We start from the raw sequence: 19,549 nt of genomic DNA, 5'->3' as shown, positions 1-19,549 counted from the left end.
GTTTCAGAACAACAAAAAAGAAATTAATTTGCATGTTCCACGTGGAACATCAAATATTTATCGTCCCATATAAACTAATAATACCGATATATCATTAGGTGAAACTCCACTTATTCTTGACGCTTGAGACACGGTTGTTGGTTGAACTTTTTTAAGTTTTTCGCGCGCTTCAAAACTCATTGATTTGATTTCCGAATAGTCAAAATTTTCTGGAATTTTCACATATTCGAGTCTGCTTAACTTGTCGGCATTGTTCTTTTCTTTAGCAATATACCCAGAGTATTTTACTTGAATTTCTGCTTGTTCGATAACTTCCCTATCCAAATTATGGTCTTGAATATACGTCTCGACACTGTCAATTTTCCTAACATCAGCCATATCAATATTTGGTCTTGAAAATATTTTAAAGAGCTTTCCTGATTGATTTACTGGAGACGAATTATTCGCTTCTAAAATAGGATTAATATCCTCTGGCTTCACACTAGTTGTTTCAAAAAACGCAACAAACTTTTCAGCCGCTTCATGCTTTTCTTCCATTCTTCTTAATCGTTTTTCCGAAGCTAATCCCAATTCATATCCTTTGGGTGTTAATCTTAAATCCGCATTATCTTGTCGCAACAATGTTCTATATTCAGCTCTCGAGGTAAACATACGATATGGCTCTTCTGTTCCTTTAGTAATTAAATCATCAATTAAAACACCAATATAAGCTTCATCTCTTTTTAAAGTAAAAGATTCCTTTTCTTGAACTTTTAGGCTAGCGTTTATCCCAGCCATTAATCCTTGCGAAGCAGCTTCTTCATAGCCAGTAGTTCCGTTAATCTGACCTGCAAAATATAATCCCTCAACTAACTTAGTTTCTAACGTGTGTTTTAATTGTGTAGGCGGAAAATAATCATACTCAATAGCATATCCTGGTCTGAAAAACTTAACGTTTTCAAAACCAACAACCGATTTTAACGCTTTAAACTGAACATCTTCTGGTAACGATGTAGAAAATCCATTCACATAAACTTCAACAGTATTCCAACCCTCAGGCTCTATAAATAATTGATGTCTATCTTTATCAGCAAAACGATTAATTTTATCTTCAATTGAAGGGCAGTAACGAGGACCTAAACTTTTAATTCTTCCATTAAACATTGGAGACCTATCAAACCCTTGCCGAAGTAAATCATGAACTTGCTCGCTCGTATATGTCATGTGACAAGAACGTTGCTTTTCTAATGGTTTGGTAATATCCAAATAAGAAAATTTTTCGGGGTTTTCATCACCGGGTTGTTCAATCATTTTAGAATAATCCAAACTCCTACCATCAACCCTAGGCGGCGTTCCTGTTTTCATTCTACCCGAATCGAAACCCAAACTCACCAATTGCTCGGTAATTCCAGTTGCTGCTTTTTCTCCTGCTCTACCACCACCAAAATTCTTATCACCTATATGAATTAATCCGTTTAAAAAAGTACCGTTTGTAAGCACAACAGATTTTCCCTTTATCTCTATTCCTAAAGATGTTTTAACTCCAACTACTTTATTCTTTTCAATCAACAAACCAGATACCATCTCTTGGTAAAAATCAAGATTGGGAGTTTGCTCTAAAAGCAATCGCCAATCTTCAGCAAAACGCATTCTGTCACTTTGCACCCTTGGACTCCACATGGCAGGTCCTTTTGATTTATTAAGCATCTTAAACTGAATAGCGGATGTGTCTGAAACAATACCGCTATATCCACCCAGCGCATCAATCTCTCTTACAATTTGCCCTTTGGCAATACCTCCCATAGCGGGATTACATGACATTTGTGCTATGTTTTGCAAATTCATAGTAACAAGTAGAGTTTTGCTACCCATATTGGCAGCAGCAGCAGCAGCCTCACTACCGGCATGACCAGCACCTACAACTATAACATCATACACATCGTTAAACATAGCTCGTATTTATAACTTCCGTGTTCCACGTGGAACATTGATTAAATTAAGTTTGCAAATATACGGGAATTCTTGGATTTTAATCCAGTTGATTTAAGTAGAAGTTTTCTTTGTCTCTCATCACTTGGGCGTCTTTATCGGTTTTGTCCTTGTATCCACAATAATGCAACACGCCATGAATGATAACACGCCTTAATTCTTCATCAAAAGAAACCTCATAATCGGCCGCATTTTCTTTTACTCTTTCCACAGAAATAAAAATATCGCCTTGTATGGTTTTTCCGACTGAATAATCGAAGCTAATAATATCGGTAAGTGTATCATGCTTTAAGAACTCCACATTCAATTTATGAAGATAATCATCATCACAAAACACATAGTTTATTTCATCCAAGTTATAATCTTCCGCAGCAATGGTGCTAACTATCCAACTTGAAATTACCTTTTCATCCTCAAGTAAAAAATCAGTTTCGTAATTAAAATTAATCATTAGCCTTTTTAAAATACTCTTGTACTTTCTTTTTGTAAACTTGCTGCAAAGGTAATGCTTGTCTGTTTAATATTTCCGTTGTGTTGAAATATTGTTTTGCGGTTGGAATTTGATTATTAGGATTACCATCAAACTGATCTTTATTAGTTTCAGATTCCCTTTTATCGTCTTTTCCTTGTTGGAACGTAGCATTTTCAAGTTTTAAAAGCTGATGCTTTAGCTCCATCATTTTTTGAAGTGTTTGATTTGTAAAACCTTTGTTTAATAAATCCAGTTCAATCTCTTCCATTTTTCTAACTAATGCATCTCCATTCCCTTTATTTCCTTCTTTAGACAACTTCTCTTGTAAAGCATTTCGAAGTTGCTGTTGCTGTTGGTAAATTTCATAAAGCAATCCGTTTACATCTTCGTTCGTGCCTTCACCTTCTCCACTCTGTTTTCCATTCTCCCCTTTTTGATTACTGTTTTTACCTTCTTTAGAATCTTTTCCCTTTTCACCCTCTTTTTCTCCTTCACCCTCTTGTTTTCCATCTCCGTCTTGTGGCTTACCATTTTCACCCTTTTTCATACCTTCTTGCATCATTTTATTGAGTTCTTCCTGACTCATAATAATATCTGGTAATTGCATGTCTCCCTGACCACCTTTACCAGCCGACATACTCATACTTTCTTGCATATTATCTAAAACATCACTTAAAAAATCGGCTAAATTGTTTGCTGCCGTAATCGTAAATTGTTGATTAGAAATTCCTTGATACAATCTGTTTTCCGCCAATTGAGACAGTGCTTTATCTATGTTATAATACACCTCAGTAATTTCCTTGTTTATCTGTTCAGACAATTTTGGGTTTCTTAATGACAATGCAAAAAGGCTATCATCTACATGTTCAAAATGTTCCCTTAAATTGTTTTGCTTTTTAAGATATGTGGCGTACTTATTGTTGTTGTCATTAATAGATTTAAACTGATTCATAAGCGCTTCTTGATCGAAAGAAAACAAGACCAAATTGTCAAGAATTTGTCTAAGCATTTCTACATCTTCTTCCATTTGCTCGCCACCACCAGCTTGCATAGCACTTTGCATTTTTTGGCTCATTTGCATCATTTTTTGAGCAGCCTTCTTTTGACTTTTCTGAGCATTTTTAAGATTTTGGTTTTCGGTTTCTTGTGGTTCAGCCTTTTCTTTATCAGAAGCTTTTTCTTGCTCCATCTTTCCTAATTCTTCTGAAGCTTTCTTCTGTTCTTCTTTAACGTCATTTTCATCAAGTTTATCTCTAGGTATATCAATCGGCTTTTTTAACTCTTTACTATCCTTTTCTAATTCTTCAATATCTTTTTTAAAATCTTCAAACTGTTCATTTAATTTATCTTGCTCCTCTTTAGTATTTTTTTCTTCTGATTCGTTGGAAAGCTTTTCTTGGTCAATAGATAGCTTCATTAAATCTTCTTTTAATTTTTCAAGTTTCTTTTCAACATAAAAACGCTTCGTTAATTCAATCAACTGTTCTAAGCTTCGCTTTTTATTTTTGTTTTGTTTTGCAAGCTCTTCAAGTTTTTCGGTTAACTCTTCTTTATTTATTTTTTCTTGAAGTTTTTCAAGCTCTTCCAATAATTTCTCATCTTGTTTAAGCTTTTCTTCATTCTCTTTAAGGCGCTCTTTCAAGTCTTCCTTAAAGGCGTCTTCTTCCATGTTTTCTTTTTGAAATTCTTCTAAATTATCTTTTAACTTTTTATTGAAATTTTTCATCATTTCGTCCTGCTGCTTTTGGCGTTTGAAAAATGATTCTAATTTCTTTTTGTCGTTAAAATTTAAAGCAGATTTTTCCTTTTGGGTTTTGGTTAACTCCTCCAGTGTTTTTTCTTGCTCATTAAACTTTTCAAGCGATTTATTTAAATCCTTTATTGTATTGTTTTGTTCTTGCAGCTGCTTTTGAACTTCCTCTTCTTTGGTGCGTTTTCTATAAGTTATTACATTACTTTTTGAACTCTTATACTTGTTAATTGCATCATTATCAAACACTTGGAAGTATAATTCATAAGGAATACCAGCTTTAATATTTAAGTTGTTAGGAAAAGCTGTTATAAACTCAGAAATGTTAGAGCTTGAAACAGGTATGCTTTCAAATTGTTTATTTGTTTCGTCATCTGAAGGATAATATACTAATTGAAGCTTACTAAACCCATAGTCATCTGTTACCTGTCCATAAAAATAGAGTGTTTGAAGGTCTAAGCTATCCTTTTCAACCTTTAAGTCAATTTCAGGATACTGGTCCTTTACAACATCAATTCTGAATTCTAAATTTTCATAGTTTTTAAGGTTTTTATTACTCGTGCTCAATTGATAATTATAATTGTTGAAAAGCTGTTTTGATGCTTCAAAAACACCTGGTTCTTCCAAATTAAAATCAATAGTGTCGTTTGAAAACAAATTAATCTGGTCAGTAGATTTCGCATTGATTACCCATTTCACAAGTGTTCCTTCTGGGATTGTAGCATTCCCTGTTCTTTTAACTATCTCATCTTTCTTTTTGGTATAACTTGGGTAGTCCAAAACCATCTGAAAATTTAAAATAGATGGAGTTTCAACAAGATTAATGGTGTAAGGTTTAGACGTTACTTCATTTGCGTTTAAACGAAACGTAATAGCCTCTTTAGGTTGAGAAAACATATACTCAAACTCGCCCATAGCCTTCTGTTGTAAAAAATAAGTCTCTCCGTTATATGTGATTTGGACATTTTCAGGAACCATGTCTCCTGCCGTTTTTACAATAAGCTTAAAATCTTTATTTTCAATAGCATTTAAATGCTCATTCACAACAAAAAACTCAAATGGAGCTGGTGGCTCGTAAGCTGTTTTATAATGAACTACTCGCTGGTAGCTATCACTAAACCAATTAAAATTTCCTGTAACTAGAGTTAGTAATAAAATTGCAACAGGAATTGCAGCATACTTTAAATAGCTGATGTTCTTTTTAAAATTAATAGCAAGCTTAAAAGGAATAGGGTTAAGTTCTAAGGATTTTTGCTCAATGCTTGCTATTAACAATTCTGATTTTGACTGGTTTTGATTTAGCTGAAGCACATTTAATAGCTTATCATTCACCTCAGGGAAATGTCTGCCAATAATTTTGGAAGCATCTACATAATTTATGCCTTTTTGAAGCTTAAACAATTTAGCCAAAGGGATAAATATAAACTTAACAAGTAAGGCTATTTCAACACCTACAAACAACCAAAACAAAATACTTCTTGCTGTGGTATTTAACCATAAAACGTGTTCGATAAAAAGAGTGAATAAAAAATATAGTAAGCCTAAAGCAAAAAATAAGATAGTGCCTTTAAGCAATTCATTAGTATAATATCGCTTAATAAATGCTTCTAATTTATCTTGTATGGTCTTAAAATTGTTCAATTTGGGCTATTTAACTCACTAAACTACAATTTTATTTTGTACTTCAATTTACTAACTTTACTAAAACTTCGTTAATTTGTGCCTATATCAGTAAAATTCTCGACAAACTAATATATTCGACCTAATTAAAGTGAAAGATTTAAAATATTTAGCGGCGTTTTCTATCCCTTTGGTTGCCTTTGTTGGCATACGTTATCAAGGTGCGCTATCATTTGCAACACCTCTTTATGGCTTTGTTGTTATTCCGATTTTAGAATTGATTTTCCCAATAGATAATCGAAATATCTCGGAAGCAGAGTCTAATTCATTAAAGAACAAAAAACTGTTCGATTGGTTATTATATCTAAATATCCCTATTGTTTATGGGTTGCTAATTTTTGCTTTAATAACCGTAACAACTACGTCCTTAAAAACATATGAATTCATAGGGCTTATTATTTCAATGGGGATTGTTTTAGGTGTAAACGGTATAAACGTTGCGCACGAATTGGGTCACAGACAAAACACCAATGAACGTTACTTAGGAAAAATGCTGTTGCTACCAGCCTTATACATGCATTTTTATATTGAACACAATTACGGACATCATTTACACGCTGCCACTAAGGAAGATCCTGCTACAGCAAAATATAATCAAAGTGTTTACTCCTTTTGGGTAACCTCTGTTTTTAGGCAATATTTAAGCGCCTGGAAAATTCAAAAAAACCTATTGATTAAAAACAATTTAAGTGCTATATCCTTTAAAAACGATATGCTTTGGTATGCCTTTTTACAAATTTTTTATTTGACTATTGTAACCGCACTATTTGGTAGTACAGGATTTCTTTTTGCTCTATTTTCAGCCATTTTTGGCTTTATTTTGCTTGAAACGGTTAATTACATTGAACATTATGGATTACTGCGTTTAAAAACAAAATCTGGAAGATATGAGCGCGTACAAGAGATTCATTCATGGAACTCTAACCATGTTATTGGGCGCATTGTGTTATACGAACTAACAAGACACAGCGACCATCATTACAAAACTTCAAAAAAGTATCAAATATTAGATTGCCATGATGAAAGCCCACAAATGCCATACGGCTACCCAACTTCTATGGTTTTGTCTTTGTTACCTCCTTTATGGTTTAAAATAATGAATAAACGTATTCCAAAAGAAATGAGGCTTTAAAAACTAAAAACTTCTGGCTTCTGGCTTCCGTCTTCTTTCTTAATATTTATCTTTGCGGCATAATTAACTAAAGCATGAAAAAAAATGTTCGTGTGCGTTTTGCACCAAGCCCAACCGGACCCCTTCATATTGGAGGTGTAAGAACCGCGTTGTTTAATTATTTATTTGCTAAAAAACTTAACGGAACTTTTGTTTTAAGGATTGAAGATACCGACCAAAATAGGTATGTTGATGGCGCAGAACAATATATTATAGATGCATTAAATTGGTGTGGAATTCCTTTTGATGAAGGCCCGAACAAAAACGAAAAATTTGGTCCGTACAGACAGAGCGAACGCAAACATTTGTACAAGCAATATGCTGATGAGTTAATTGCATCGGGTAATGCATATTATGCTTTTGATACCTCAGAACAATTAGATTTTCATAGAAAAGACCACGAAGAGAAAGGTAAAACCTTTATTTACAACTGGCATAATCGTGAAAAAGGGCGCTTGGTTAACTCTTTGGTAATGACGGATGAAGAGGTTAAAAATAGAATTGCCAACGGTGATGATTATGTTGTGCGTTTTAAAAGCCCAAAAGATGAAACGCTTCACCTAAAAGACATCATTCGTGGTGATATAAAAATAGACACTAATATTTTAGATGATAAAGTATTGTTTAAAAGTGATGGCATGCCGACCTATCATTTAGCAAATATTGTTGATGACCATTTAATGGAAATCACCCATGTAATTCGTGGTGAAGAGTGGTTGCCTTCTTTAGCTTTACACTATCAACTTTATAAAGCTTTTGGTTGGGAGGCTCCTGAATTTGCACATTTACCACTTATTTTAAAACCTACCGGAAAAGGAAAATTAAGCAAACGTGATGGTGACAAATTAGGATTTCCGGTTTTTCCTTTAGAATGGAAATCACCTGAAGGAGACATTTCAAGAGGTTACAAAGAAGATGGTTATTTTCCTGAAGCTATGGTTAATTTCTTAGCTTTTTTAGGTTGGAACCCAGGAACAGAACAAGAAATTTTTAGTTTACAAGAGCTTATAGAGGCGTTCGAATTAGAGCGTGTTAATAAATCTGGTGCACGTTTTGACCCTGATAAAATTAAATGGTTTAATCATCATTATATGCAAGCACAAAGTGATGATGTGTTGGCTGAATTATTTAAAGCTAAACGCCACGAATTAGTAGAAATTGATGTTAACTACATCGCTTTGGTTGTTGGTTTAATAAAAGAACGCGCCACATTTGTGTCAGATTTTTGGGAACTGAGTCATTACTTTTTTGTGTCGCCATCATCTTATGATGAAAAGGCTTCTAAAAAAGCCTTTAAAGAAGACACTGCCGACATTATGACCCAAATAAAAAACATCATTTTGCATATTGATGATTTTACAGTAACCGCATTACAAACCGATATTAAAAATTGGATTACGAGTAACAATATTGGTTTTGGTAAAGTGATGATGCCCTTGCGCTTAGCATTGGTTGGCGCTTTACAAGGACCCGATGTATTTGATATTATGTTTATGATTGGTAAAAATGAAACGGTTAAGCGGATTGAAAAGGTTGTCTCAATTTTATAATGATTATGTATTGTCAAACTTGACATTGTAAAGTTTTTCTATTAACTTCGATTAACGTTGGATATGAAAATATTAATATTACTCATATCCTCAAGAACATTAGCTGAAATATCATTGTATAACAAATTTGCGGCTCAAAAAAACTTACAAATAATAGATTGAAGATTCTAATAACCATATTAATTATAACCATTTCAAATATTATAAACGCTCAAATAGCTAATAACACAATGCCGCCTTATGATTTTGAAATAGACAAAAAAATAGTTGAACTAATCAAAAAACTAGAAAGAGGCTTTGACAAAAAAGTTAGCATCAAAGTTTCTGAACTTCAACTCAATCAACGGGGAAATGGGCAAATTAAGGGTGATTTATTAATGATTGAAATAGATAAGAACGTTCAAGACAAAAATGAAGTCTTGTTACATGAATTACTTCATTTTGAAATAAAACTTCTGGGAGTTCCAAACGCTGTCGGTTGGATGATACCTGATAATGAATCCAGAGAAAACAACATGACATATCTTTCTTCAATTAGAGAGAAAATTTGGGATAAAATTCATCATTATTTCTTTTATCCAATTATGGTTTCAGATTATGGTTATGACCCATATTTATTTGCAAAAAATGAATTAATTAATCTCTTAAAAACCAATGAAGCTCCAGAAATAAATAACGAGTCAGAAAAATCAATCCTTATAGCATGCAATATGTTGCATATTTATGTCGAAACAAATGATGAAATCTATTTAAAGAACTTTGAGAAATTTCTTCATGCTAATTACAATATTGAAGGAATTATAAAAGGGCGTAAGTTAATCGAATTATTTAAATCTAATGATTTCACATCTTTAAATACATTTTCAGAATTATTTGTGAATTGCTTTAATTTGTTACATGATAATATTAAAATCAAAAGTTGGGAGCTAGTAGAATCAGATGCTTATGACAAAGCCAAAAATCTAGTTATTTACTTTAATTAGTGCCATTTAGGGTTCAAAAATATATCTAGCATTAAAGCTTCAAAAAATCAAAAAAACACAATCGCCCCTAAAACCAAAATACTCTGGTTGCCCTTAAAGCGTGCATTTCCGCCAGATGTATCTAAGTTTTGGTTTTCCAGCTTCTTTAATAAATTGGTAAATCCATAAATATATTGTGCCTTTAATTTAAAATTAGCAACACCTAAAGAAGCTCCAACAGCGCCATTTAAATTAAACTGAGAAATTTTAGTAATATCTTTTGCAGTTAAATTGTCGTAATTGTTAATATAATAGCTTTCTTGGTTTCTGTTGTCTAGCTCAAGCGGTCCGTTATATTGAAGCATTGGTCCTATATCAATTGTAAAGTGGTTTGGAATAGCCTTTATGTGCACCAACATGGTTACTTGAGCTGCAAATAATTTGTAATCTATAAATTCATTCTCGGCGCTTACCGCTAATGGTCTTGCGGATATATTCACATGATTTTCTGAAAGTTGCATACCAAAACTTATATCATACCATTGCAACGGAATATCAACAGTTGATGAGGCGCCACCTAAAAAACCATTTCCTTGAGAGGTTATAAAGTTGTCTGTAGATATGTTAAATTTTGTAAGTCCGCCATAAATCCCAAAGCCATTTTGAATAGGATATTTTCCTCTTTGTGAAAAACTTTTTGTAACAAAACATAGGGTAAATGCTACTAATATGGTAAGTCGATTATATTTCATGTGTTCGGGCTATAAGCGACCAAATATAACATTATTTTTGTATCTTAATTCTCTAACTATTTTTAATAACACATTATGAGCTTTTATCTTATTCCATTTTTATTTTTAGGACTGATTGTTATAATCTCTTCCTTTTTTATTGTAAAACAACAAACTGCTGCCATTATTGAGCGCTTTGGTAGGTTTCAAAGTATTCGTCAGTCTGGTTTACAACTAAAGATACCATTGATTGATAGAGTTGCTGGTAGATTGAGTTTAAAAATACAACAGTTAGACGTTATCATTGAAACTAAAACACTTGATGATGTATTTGTGCGTTTAAAAGTTTCTGTGCAGTACAAGGTGATTAAAACCAAGGTTTACGATGCTTTTTATAAGTTAGACTACCCACACGATCAAATTACAAGTTATGTATTTGACGTGGTTCGAGCAGAAGTGCCTAAAATGAAATTGGATGATGTGTTTGTGAAAAAGGACGACATCGCCTTAGCTGTAAAAGCAGAGTTAAATGATGCTATGCTTGATTATGGGTTCGATATTATTAAAACTTTAGTAACAGATATTGACCCTGATGCACAAGTAAAACAAGCAATGAACCGTATTAATGCTTCGGAGCGTGAAAAAATTGCGGCACAATTTGAAGGTGATGCTGCTCGTATTTTAATAGTTGAAAAAGCAAAAGCGGAGGCTGAAAGCAAGCGTTTACAAGGGCAAGGTATTGCAGACCAGCGTCGTGAAATTGCACGTGGTTTAGAAGAATCTGTTGAAGTTTTAAACCGTGTTGGTATTAACAGTCAAGAAGCTTCGGCATTAATTGTAGTAACACAACATTACGATACACTTCAGTCTTTAGGAGAAGAAACCAATAGCAACCTCATTTTATTACCTAATGCGCCTCAAGCAGGAAGTAATATGCTAAACGATATGGTAGCAAGTTTTGCTGCTAGTAACCAAATTGGAGAGGCTATGAAAGCCGCTAAAAAGAAAGACCCTAAGTAATTAGAACTCGACATCATATTTTTAAACCTTTGAATTAAAACTCAAAGGTTTTTTTTATGACTTTTTAGCATGTTTCTGTATTAGCCCTTTTAGGTAATCTTTATAGTCTTTAAGAGATTCATCATCCATTTTTCCTTCATTTAAATTGCCTTGAGGCAATGTGCTTCTGCTTTCGTCTAAATATTTTTGTAACTCCGGGTGTTGGTCTTCAATAACTCTTATAAGCGTAGAGATTTCGCTTAATATGTCTGTTTTTGCGTGTTCCATTATAATCTATTTTTAGTCTATAGAAAATAATGAATTTTGCGCTTTTAATGTCTTAAAGAACTATTAAATTATTTAAAAGGATGCCTTTCCTCCCAATCTTGAGATGGATTCATAAGCTTAAAAACTTGCTTTAAAATAGCGTTTAAAAACCTGTTAGTGTGTTTTAAATATACTACCATAGGCTTCGCTTCTGCACCAACGGAACTTTTTATTTCCATAGCGGTTCTGGCATAAACTACAGTTTTAAATTTATGCTTAATACCAAATTCAAGCATATCATAAAGCATATTTAAATACATTTGGTTTTCGTATTGGTGAGCTTCATCGTAGCCTAAAAAATAGGTTTCTAAAGCACTATTATTAAGGATTAAGGTATAAAACCCAACTAGTTTGTCTTTTAAATAATATCCAAAAACTTTAAAATCTTCATTCAACTGAGATTTCAAACTATAAAAATGGTTTTCTGGTAGTATAAAGGTGTTGAATTTTGCATTGTTAGATACGTTCATATAGAATTTATGAAGCTCTTTTGAATGCGCTTTTATCTCTTCTAAATTTAACTCAATGGGTTTTATGGAGTTTCGCTTTTTCCTTGCGCGTTTGTACCTATCCCGATACTTCTTGTTCAAGTCGTTAACATAATTTTCAAATACAATCCACTCCGGTTTAATTGAAAGAATCATATTGGGTTGAACAAACACGCGGTGCAACTTAGCATCATTAAAAACTTCTTTTGAGTTATGTATCAAATCATCTGTAAAATAATCTTTCAACATGATGGCCCTAATCTTCTTATTCTGATCGGTTTTAATACGGTCTTTGATATCGTTTAAAGCAGAAAAAATAACTTCGAAAAACTCCGATTGAGAAACGGTTTCCGTATTGAAAAAAACTCCATGCTGCCCTGTATGGGTAAGGTTCCCAACAACCAAAATATTGCCTTTCAATATTTTAGAAACAAGGTCTTTAAAAAACGTTTTAATGCAAGATACATTGGTTTGTCTGAAAATGTCTTTTAAATACAACTGAACCCTTTGTATTACAGCAATTCCCACTAAAACATTATCCTTAAAAACACCTACGTAAAACCATTGAATATTGTCTGGGGAAGCCTCTTCTAGCGCTTTTAAATAGTGGGACTGTAAAAACACATCGTGTTTTACAAGGTTGTCCCACGAGTTTGGGAGGTCAGTATTTGAATAATAAATATTATAATGTATCAATACAAAAAGAAAAAGACTGAAAATTACAATTGTCAGTCTTTAAATATGTTAAAAAGTTACAAAATTTTTATAGGCCACAAAGGATTGCTCCCATTACTGCTAGAGTTACAGTCCAGTAACCAGCGTTAATAAAAATGTATTTAGCATTTTTACGTTCAAATAAAGCATTGGTTCCAATAATTGGCAGTGCTACAAAAATTCCAGCAAGCGTACCGTGGAAAGCACCATGCTTAAACGTTCTGTACGCTGTTCCGTAATCAGTCATAAATGCTTCAAATGATGGCAAAGCGCCTGTTGGATCTCCTCCAACCATTCCTAAGGCTCCCCACTGATGGTTTGTCATTTGCATAAGTTGTACAGCTAATAACAATGCGAAAACTAAAGCGAGTCCAAAAATTTTGGCCATGTTTCCGCCTTTAATCTTTTCTTCAGTCATACCTGCAGCTTTCATCCAAGCATTACCGAATACTTTTGGGTTGTACCATATGAATCCTACAACTAAGGCTGCAACCGCAGCAATAGGTATTGCAATGGGGTTAATTGGCATTTCCATATATTAAATTTTTATAGTTAGTGCAATAAATGTACAAAAAAACCCTGAGTGTGTATGCTCAGGGCTTGTATTTATACGTGTTTAAGTACTTAAAATTGCTTCGCCTCATTAACAAGTAATTCGTTCTTATCATGTAGAGCCTTAGAAATAAAAGCTTCTACATCACTGTTTCTTTCAAGTCCATTTTTTAGTAAAACACCTAAAGTTAATAAAACAGCCATTCGAGTTCCAACCTTCTTTTCTGCAGTATTAAATAATGGACTCAGCTCTTCATAACTCACGTTTTCGGCTAGTTTTTGAATCTCAGCTTTTGTCTTTTGTTGCTTTTCTTCTGGTAAATTGGTGTATTTCTTACCTAGCTGCTGAATCACATCAATCGCCTTTCTTTGGGGTTGCTGTGGCTTATTATTTGGTTTACTTTGCTGTTTTTCTTTTGGCTTTTGTTTTGCCCAAGAATCTCTTAGGCCTACTGTTTTATTAAAAACCAAATGATTATCAGTAGCATCATTATCCACATTAAAATAACCTAAACGTTGAAACTGAAATCTATCTCCTGCTTTAGCTTCTTTTAAGCTTGGTTCTACAAAAGCTTCAATAATTTTTAAAGAATTCGGGTTAATAAACTCCATAAAATCTTTGTCTTGGTAACTGTCAGGAGCTTCATCCATAAACAGGCGGTCGTATTCTCTAACTTCTACTTTTAAAGCGTGTTTGATAGATACCCAATGCAAAGTGCCTTTTACTTTTTTAGAAGTGTCTTCAGAGTAGGTACAGTGAATTTCTTTTATAGTTCCGTCAGCATCTTTAACAACACTTTCCGCTTTAATAATATAGGCATTTTTTAATCGGACTTCGCCACCTAATTTGAGCCTAAAAAACTTGTTACTGGCTTCTTCCTTAAAGTCCTCTTTTTCAATATATAGTTCGCGCGAAAATGGAACTTTTCTAAATCCTGCGCTTTCGTCTTCTTGACTATTTTCAGCATCTAACCATTCTTCTTTCCCTTCTGGGTAGTTGGTTATAATCAGCTTTACTGGGTTTAAAACGGCCATGACCCGAGGTGCCGTCTTATTCAAGTCTTCACGAATGCAAAACTCTAGAAGCGATACATCAATCACGTTATCGCGTTTCGCAACGCCTACGGTTTCCACAAACTTTCGTAATGAATTTGGCGTATAACCTCTTCTCCTTAACCCAGAAATGGTAGGCATACGTGGGTCGTCCCAACCGTTAACAACTCCATCTTTTACCAGCTGTAACAACTTACGCTTACTCATGATGGTATAGCTTAGGTTTAAACGGGCAAACTCACGTTGTTTGGGCCTAAGCAAATTAGGGTCTACAACTTGGTCTAAAAACCAATCATAAAGCTCTCTGTGAGGTTTAAACTCTAATGAGCATAACGAATGTGAAATCTGTTCAATGTAATCGCTTTCGCCGTGTGTCCAATCGTACATCGGGTAAATGCACCAATCGTTTGCTGTTCTGTGATGATGTTTTTTTAAAATGCGGTACATAATAGGGTCACGCATTAACATGTTTGGATGCTGCATGTCTATTTTCGCCCGTAAGATGTGTTCGCCTTCATCAAATTCACCTTGTTTCATACGTTTAAACAAATCGAGGTTTTCTTCTACACTTCTATTACGGTAAGGACCATCAACTCCTGGTTGTGTAGGTGTTCCTTTTTGTTCTGCCATAGCTTCACTCGATTGTGAATCTACATAAGCTTTTCCTTCTTTAATTAGTTTAATCGCCCAATCATAAAGTTGTTGAAAGTAATCTGAAGAAAATAATTCCTTATCCCATTTATAACCTAACCAAGCTACATCTTCCTTAATAGCATCAACATATTCTTGTTCTTCTTTAGCTGGATTCGTATCGTCAAACCTAAGATTTACTGGTGCGTTATAATACTCTCCCAAGCCAAAACTAATACCAATGGCTTTCGTATGACCAATGTGTAAATAGCCGTTTGGCTCTGGTGGAAAACGAAAACGTAAGTCGCTTTTAGACATTCCGTTTGCTAAATCTTCTTCTATAATTTGCTCAATAAAATTGAGTGATTTTCTTTCTTCTGGCATGCTCGTTGTTTATTTCAACTAAATAAGCTTCAAAATTACGGAAATTCAAGTTATTTTAGCTCAATAAGTTTAATAACCATATTAAAATTTAATAATTGATTTTTTTGTTGAAATGGGAGTCATTAAAGTTGAAAATATAAGGGTGTTTGCATACCACGGTTGTTTAAAAGAAGAAACAAAAATAGGTAGTGATTATCGGGTCGATTTACAGGTTGAAGCCGATTTACAACCATCTGCTAAAACCGATAGATTGAGTGATACGGTGGATTATGTTTTTTTAAATAGAATTATAAAGGAAGAAATGGATATTGCGTCACATTTATTAGAAACCGTAGCGCGACGCATTTTAGATAGAATATTTAACGAAGACAAGCTAGTTAAAAAAGCCACCGTTTGGGTTAGTAAATTAAACCCTCCTATTGGCGGTGATGTGGCGCGAGTAACGATTAAAATGACCGATAAGCGTAAAAAGTGATTTTAAGTAATAAAAAGTGTTATTTTTTTTTACATTTGCACAATAAATAAGGCGTCGTGGCCGAGTGGCTAGGCAGAGGTCTGCAAAACCTTCTACAGCGGTTCGAATCCGCTCGACGCCTCCAAAAAAAGCTTCCAGTTTTCTGGAAGCTTTTTATTTTAAAGGACTTATTTGTTCGAGCTTTTCTTTTAAAAGTTCTTTTTCATTAGGAAAAAAACCTTGTACTAACAGTAATACACCAAAGCCTAATATCACCAATGCTATAATTTTTTTGCTTTTAAAAATAAGTTTTGGTGTTAATCTGCTTTTTAGTTTTTTAGCAACTACTATTTTGATTAAGTCGATTAAAAAATAAACTATCAAAATAGTGCTCAAAAATACTAAAACTCCATTGCTGGAGCTTGTTAGTGAGTTTGCTAAAACAATAAACGCAACCCATCCTAAAAGCACGCCAATATTAATAAAATTTAGTAAAAAACCTTTTAAAAACAGCTTACCATAACCCTTTTTTATTTCAATTCTATGATATTCTTTAACGATTTCGCGAAAGGATTTTGACGTTTTTATGAATGATATAATCCCGTAAGTAACCAGTAAAACACCTCCAAAAATTAAAAAATTAGGATCGTCTTTAATCTTTTCTAGGAGTTTGTTGGTACTGAAAAACGCGACCAAAATAAATATGATGTCGGCTAACATAACGCCGCTATCAAAAATTAGAGCACTTTTAAAGCCTTTGGTCGCACTGGTTTCGAGCAGCACAAAAAAAACTGGGCCAATTGTGAAAGCCAAAATTATACCGAAAGGAATCGCTCTTATAATATCATCAAACATATAAATAAGCTGGGTTTACACAAAGTAAAGAAATATTTTACGGCTTTTAAGCAAATAAAAAAAGAAAACCCATTGTGTTCAATGGGTTTTAAGCTTATTTATCGTTTGATTGTTTTAATTCATTCGTTTTACACGGCCTCCTAAAACTCTACTTTCATTTACTTTTTCAGGGTCGCCATAAATAAATACATCGCCTCCTGCTCTAATTTTAATATCAACCAACTTTTTAGCTTTAACATGGGCTTCACCGGCAGCGTTGATAGATACTTCTGTTTCATTTGTTTCTAAGTCACTTCCTTTATAAACACCCCCGGTTAAAATTGAAATATCTTGTTTTTTTGATGTTCCAGAAGTTTTAATTACACCACCTGTAACCGCTTTTATGTTGGTATACGATACATCTACAGGAACATTTATAGAGCCGCCTTCTTGTGCTTTTAAATCGATTTCAAACTGCTTAATTACATCGGTTGAATTCACCTTGGCACCTTCATTAACATCAATTATATCAACAGACGTATAATATAATTTTACTTTGGTTTTGCTGCCATCAAAAATTTCGTTTAAGCTCATTTTTATTTTAAGTGTACCGTTTTTATTATTAACAATAACATCCTTATTGTTCTCACCAGTTATAATAACTTTATCTTCGCTGGATTTTATTAACTCTACCTCTATTAAATCGTAAACTTTTAACTCGGTAAACTCTCCTATCGTTTTTTCTATGGGACCTTGAGCGAATAATGTTGTAGTAATAAAAAGTGCTAAAGCTTTGGCTATTGTTTTCATTTGTTAAATTTTATTGTTTTTATCTATCAAATGTAATTCGCCAATAATCATTTCGGTTGGTATCAGCTTTTTGTTATGGCTCATTTCATTTGTTTAAAGTGTTTTTTATAAAACGTAAAATTATCAAGAATTATTCCAATACTTAAAAATTTAGGAAAACATTATCATTATACGCTGTTTTTATATTTCTACGAAATGGGTTAATAAGTTCTCGATACGTCCCGATACAAAATCGGGACACTCGAACTGACATCCATTTTTATTTTAAACAACTTTTACAGCGGTTCCTGTTACCGAAACAAAAAAATAAGAGCCCGCATCTGTCTCTAAATCCAAAGAAATACCTACAACAGCATTTGCGTTAAGTTTTATGGCATTTGTTTTAAGTTTTTGAAACGCTTCTTCTTTGGCTTTATTCATAATATCTTCAATTATATTCATGTTCTTTTCTGTTTTAAAAGAAAATGATGTTTTAATATTACTTGAAACCCCTGCAACAATTCCTAAATAGTCTTGAATTTTATGACCTTCAATCGAGTTTGTAGTTGTTAATATCATGCTAGTTAATTTTAATATAGATATGAAATTATTGTAAAGTTACATTATAATAATAAAATTGGCTTTGTAAAATATTTCTACTAACTTAGTTATATAGTATGTATATAGACAATTATCTATGTACACAATGTTAAATACCATCCATGAAAAACACGATTCTTACACTATGTGCTGTTTTAGTTCTAACGTGCTGTTCTAGTAAAAATGATAAACTTAGTGTAGAAAGTATTGCTAAGAATACATGTGAATGTTTTTCAAATCAAAATAGTGAATCAATTGATGAAAAAATGAAACCTTGTTTATCAGATCTTATCAATCAAAATCAACATGAAATTCATAAAGCTTTCTACTCCAATAAATCACTTGAAGATGCAGTAAGTAAACATATGATGGATGCAATGATATATATGGTACATAACTGTGATCAATATTATCATGAACTTGATATGATGTTTACAAATATATATCCAGAAACTAGTTTCGAGAACGTTGAAGAAGACATTAACCTTCTTACAGATTCAATCACTGGTATTGCAGAAATAGATTCAATTAAGCTTGGGCTGATACATCAAAAAATCTCGCTTCTTACAAAATCGAGAAAACTAGATGACGCTCTTGATGAAATTGATTACTTATCAAAGAATTATTCACCATCAGAGACTTATTTTATTAAGATGTACATTTATCGACTTCAAGAAAAATATCACGAATCACTCAATGAGATTGATAAAGCAGTGAACGAAGGTAATGTAGAATATGTATTCTACGCTGAATTAATAAAAAGAAAGAAAAACGATACGTAACACTGTATAAAATGCGTTAAAACGCATTTTATACTCAATTTTATACTCACCTTTGTTATAATTTTGCTTGCTCAAAACGAAAATTTAAATTTAATGAAATCGGACAGTTTTGAAAATTTTGGCAGATATAAAGAGATAATAAATCAAAAGTTGACTGAATTTATATCTACTTTCGAAAACTCATCTGAACAGATAAAACAATTGATTCACTTTCAATCTACAATAAGTGTATCAAGAGAAATAATTCGATTCAACAACTCGAAAGCACACGCCTTAAAAGACAAACTAATCGAATATTTTGAAATTGTAAAAGAATTAGATTTTTCTATTGACGAAAATGACCATTCTGCAATTCTAAAACAGAAAGTCCAAAGTAGAAAAAGATATCGTGAATTTATTTATCCTATAGGTTCATTTCTAATGTGGGAAAGTGGGTTTTCGATTAGAAAACCTATCGAGTTTTATATATTTATCGGAATAATTATTGACTCAATTATTTATTACTTTTTGAGTAAAGATTTTGTCCCTTTAGGAACGATAGTTTTTATCGGAATTGGAGTTTTATCACATAAAAAAAGAAATAATAAACAAAAGGTTTTTGGGCTTTATAAATAAAAAAAACTACGTACTATATTGTATATACGTAACTGTTAGACCAA

General features: G+C 32.9%; 18 protein-coding genes and 1 tRNA gene. 8 read left to right on the top strand and 11 right to left on the bottom strand.

All coding sequences use genetic code 11. The features are described from left to right. Positions 1-57 precede the first annotated feature (57 nt). From mnmG to L3X39_RS02925, 3 genes are all read right to left on the bottom strand, one after another. A complete protein-coding gene (gene mnmG / locus L3X39_RS02935; protein WP_237230224.1) occupies positions 58-1,929 on the bottom strand; it encodes a tRNA uridine-5-carboxymethylaminomethyl(34) synthesis enzyme MnmG in 1,872 nt (623 codons plus the stop codon). A gap of 79 nt (positions 1,930-2,008) precedes the next feature. Then, positions 2,009-2,419 carry an rRNA maturation RNase YbeY gene (gene ybeY / locus L3X39_RS02930; protein ID WP_237230222.1) on the bottom strand — a complete coding sequence of 137 codons (411 nt, stop codon included), beginning with the start codon at positions 2,417-2,419 and terminating at the stop codon, positions 2,009-2,011. Beyond that, a complete protein-coding gene (locus L3X39_RS02925; protein WP_237230211.1) occupies positions 2,412-5,831 on the bottom strand; it encodes a DUF4175 family protein in 3,420 nt (1,139 codons plus the stop codon). The genes ybeY and L3X39_RS02925 overlap by 8 nt, the downstream gene beginning before the upstream one ends. Positions 5,832-5,961: 130 nt before the next feature. Here L3X39_RS02925 and L3X39_RS02920 point away from each other — a divergent pair, with 130 nt between their 5' ends. From L3X39_RS02920 to L3X39_RS02910, 3 genes are all read left to right on the top strand, one after another. Beyond that, positions 5,962-7,002 (top strand): alkane 1-monooxygenase, encoded by a 1,041-nt coding sequence (locus L3X39_RS02920; protein ID WP_237230209.1) that lies wholly within the window; start codon positions 5,962-5,964, stop codon positions 7,000-7,002. A gap of 74 nt (positions 7,003-7,076) precedes the next feature. Further along, entirely contained in the window at positions 7,077-8,591 is a 1,515-nt protein-coding gene (gene gltX / locus L3X39_RS02915; RefSeq protein ID WP_237230208.1) for a glutamate--tRNA ligase, read from the top strand. Between the two features lie 158 nt (positions 8,592-8,749). Then, positions 8,750-9,574: a hypothetical protein gene (locus tag L3X39_RS02910; RefSeq protein ID WP_237230199.1), complete on the top strand. Its 825-nt coding sequence runs from the start codon at positions 8,750-8,752 to the stop codon at positions 9,572-9,574. Positions 9,575-9,621: 47 nt separating this feature from the next. On the opposite strand, the gene L3X39_RS02905 is transcribed toward L3X39_RS02910, so the two are convergent. After that, positions 9,622-10,305, bottom strand: coding sequence for a hypothetical protein (locus tag L3X39_RS02905; RefSeq protein ID WP_237230197.1), 684 nt, complete (start codon positions 10,303-10,305; stop codon positions 9,622-9,624). 75 nt (positions 10,306-10,380) lie between these two features. Between L3X39_RS02905 and L3X39_RS02900 the strand changes: the two genes are divergently transcribed. Then, a complete protein-coding gene (locus L3X39_RS02900) occupies positions 10,381-11,304 on the top strand; it encodes an SPFH domain-containing protein (RefSeq protein ID WP_237230195.1) in 924 nt (307 codons plus the stop codon). 54 nt (positions 11,305-11,358) lie between these two features. Here the strand turns inward: L3X39_RS02900 and L3X39_RS02895 are convergent, their stop codons facing one another. From L3X39_RS02895 to L3X39_RS02880, 4 genes are all read right to left on the bottom strand, one after another. Beyond that, a complete protein-coding gene (locus tag L3X39_RS02895; RefSeq protein ID WP_237230193.1) occupies positions 11,359-11,571 on the bottom strand; it encodes a hypothetical protein in 213 nt (70 codons plus the stop codon). A 68-nt stretch (positions 11,572-11,639) separates the two neighbouring features. Beyond that, the gene (locus tag L3X39_RS02890; RefSeq protein ID WP_237230190.1) at positions 11,640-12,722 is read right to left on the bottom strand and encodes a GNAT family N-acetyltransferase; all 1,083 of its coding nucleotides are present in this window, start codon (positions 12,720-12,722) and stop codon (positions 11,640-11,642) included. Positions 12,723-12,861: 139 nt separating this feature from the next. Further along, positions 12,862-13,347, bottom strand: coding sequence for a DUF1761 domain-containing protein (locus L3X39_RS02885; RefSeq protein ID WP_369411605.1), 486 nt, complete (start codon positions 13,345-13,347; stop codon positions 12,862-12,864). Between the two features lie 89 nt (positions 13,348-13,436). Then, positions 13,437-15,431: a glutamine--tRNA ligase/YqeY domain fusion protein gene (locus L3X39_RS02880; RefSeq protein WP_237230185.1), complete on the bottom strand. Its 1,995-nt coding sequence runs from the start codon at positions 15,429-15,431 to the stop codon at positions 13,437-13,439. 112 nt (positions 15,432-15,543) lie between these two features. Here L3X39_RS02880 and folB point away from each other — a divergent pair, with 112 nt between their 5' ends. Together folB and L3X39_RS02870 are read left to right on the top strand one after the other, a co-directional pair. After that, complete coding sequence (gene folB, locus L3X39_RS02875) at positions 15,544-15,906, top strand: dihydroneopterin aldolase (protein WP_237230184.1); 363 nt, start codon at positions 15,544-15,546, stop codon at positions 15,904-15,906. A gap of 50 nt (positions 15,907-15,956) precedes the next feature. Further along, positions 15,957-16,030: transfer RNA gene (locus L3X39_RS02870), tRNA-Cys, on the top strand. 29 nt (positions 16,031-16,059) lie between these two features. On the opposite strand, the gene L3X39_RS02865 is transcribed toward L3X39_RS02870, so the two are convergent. The 3 genes from L3X39_RS02865 to L3X39_RS02855 form a co-directional block, all read right to left on the bottom strand. Next, complete coding sequence (locus L3X39_RS02865; RefSeq protein WP_237230171.1) at positions 16,060-16,740, bottom strand: LysE family translocator; 681 nt, start codon at positions 16,738-16,740, stop codon at positions 16,060-16,062. 114 nt (positions 16,741-16,854) lie between these two features. Beyond that, positions 16,855-17,529, bottom strand: a complete 675-nt coding sequence (locus L3X39_RS02860; RefSeq protein WP_237230169.1) for a head GIN domain-containing protein — start codon at positions 17,527-17,529, stop codon at positions 16,855-16,857. 264 nt (positions 17,530-17,793) lie between these two features. Further along, positions 17,794-18,087, bottom strand: coding sequence for a heavy metal-binding domain-containing protein (locus L3X39_RS02855; protein WP_237230167.1), 294 nt, complete (start codon positions 18,085-18,087; stop codon positions 17,794-17,796). 143 nt (positions 18,088-18,230) lie between these two features. Between L3X39_RS02855 and L3X39_RS02850 the strand changes: the two genes are divergently transcribed. Both L3X39_RS02850 and L3X39_RS02845 read left to right on the top strand, forming a co-directional pair. Next, complete coding sequence (locus L3X39_RS02850) at positions 18,231-18,890, top strand: hypothetical protein (RefSeq protein ID WP_237230165.1); 660 nt, start codon at positions 18,231-18,233, stop codon at positions 18,888-18,890. Positions 18,891-18,983: 93 nt separating this feature from the next. Beyond that, positions 18,984-19,505, top strand: coding sequence for a hypothetical protein (locus tag L3X39_RS02845; protein ID WP_237230163.1), 522 nt, complete (start codon positions 18,984-18,986; stop codon positions 19,503-19,505). Positions 19,506-19,549 lie beyond the last annotated feature (44 nt).

This window comes from Flaviramulus multivorans (assembly GCF_021728415.1).
GTDB classification, from domain to species: domain Bacteria; phylum Bacteroidota; class Bacteroidia; order Flavobacteriales; family Flavobacteriaceae; genus Sabulilitoribacter; species Sabulilitoribacter multivorans.
The sequence above is the reverse complement of the archived record's forward strand: the minus strand, read 5'-3'. Positions and strand labels throughout refer to the sequence as shown.

Bases quoted from the DNA above. Each gene is read 5' to 3' on its own strand.
- mnmG (WP_237230224.1), bottom strand. From the start codon at position 1,929: ATGTTTAACGATGTGTATGATGTTATAGTTGTAGGTGCTGGTCATGCC.
- ybeY (WP_237230222.1), bottom strand. From the start codon at position 2,419: ATGATTAATTTTAATTACGAAACTGATTTTTTACTTGAGGATGAAAAG.
- gltX (WP_237230208.1), top strand. From the start codon at position 7,077: ATGAAAAAAAATGTTCGTGTGCGTTTTGCACCAAGCCCAACCGGACCC.
- L3X39_RS02905 (WP_237230197.1), bottom strand. From the start codon at position 10,305: ATGAAATATAATCGACTTACCATATTAGTAGCATTTACCCTATGTTTT.
- L3X39_RS02900 (WP_237230195.1), top strand. From the start codon at position 10,381: ATGAGCTTTTATCTTATTCCATTTTTATTTTTAGGACTGATTGTTATA.
- L3X39_RS02895 (WP_237230193.1), bottom strand. From the start codon at position 11,571: ATGGAACACGCAAAAACAGACATATTAAGCGAAATCTCTACGCTTATA.
- L3X39_RS02885 (WP_369411605.1), bottom strand. From the start codon at position 13,347: ATGGAAATGCCAATTAACCCCATTGCAATACCTATTGCTGCGGTTGCA.
- L3X39_RS02880 (WP_237230185.1), bottom strand. From the start codon at position 15,431: ATGCCAGAAGAAAGAAAATCACTCAATTTTATTGAGCAAATTATAGAA.
- folB (WP_237230184.1), top strand. From the start codon at position 15,544: ATGGGAGTCATTAAAGTTGAAAATATAAGGGTGTTTGCATACCACGGT.
- L3X39_RS02865 (WP_237230171.1), bottom strand. From the start codon at position 16,740: ATGTTTGATGATATTATAAGAGCGATTCCTTTCGGTATAATTTTGGCT.
- L3X39_RS02860 (WP_237230169.1), bottom strand. From the start codon at position 17,529: ATGAAAACAATAGCCAAAGCTTTAGCACTTTTTATTACTACAACATTA.
- L3X39_RS02855 (WP_237230167.1), bottom strand. From the start codon at position 18,087: ATGATATTAACAACTACAAACTCGATTGAAGGTCATAAAATTCAAGAC.
- L3X39_RS02850 (WP_237230165.1), top strand. From the start codon at position 18,231: ATGAAAAACACGATTCTTACACTATGTGCTGTTTTAGTTCTAACGTGC.
- L3X39_RS02845 (WP_237230163.1), top strand. From the start codon at position 18,984: ATGAAATCGGACAGTTTTGAAAATTTTGGCAGATATAAAGAGATAATA.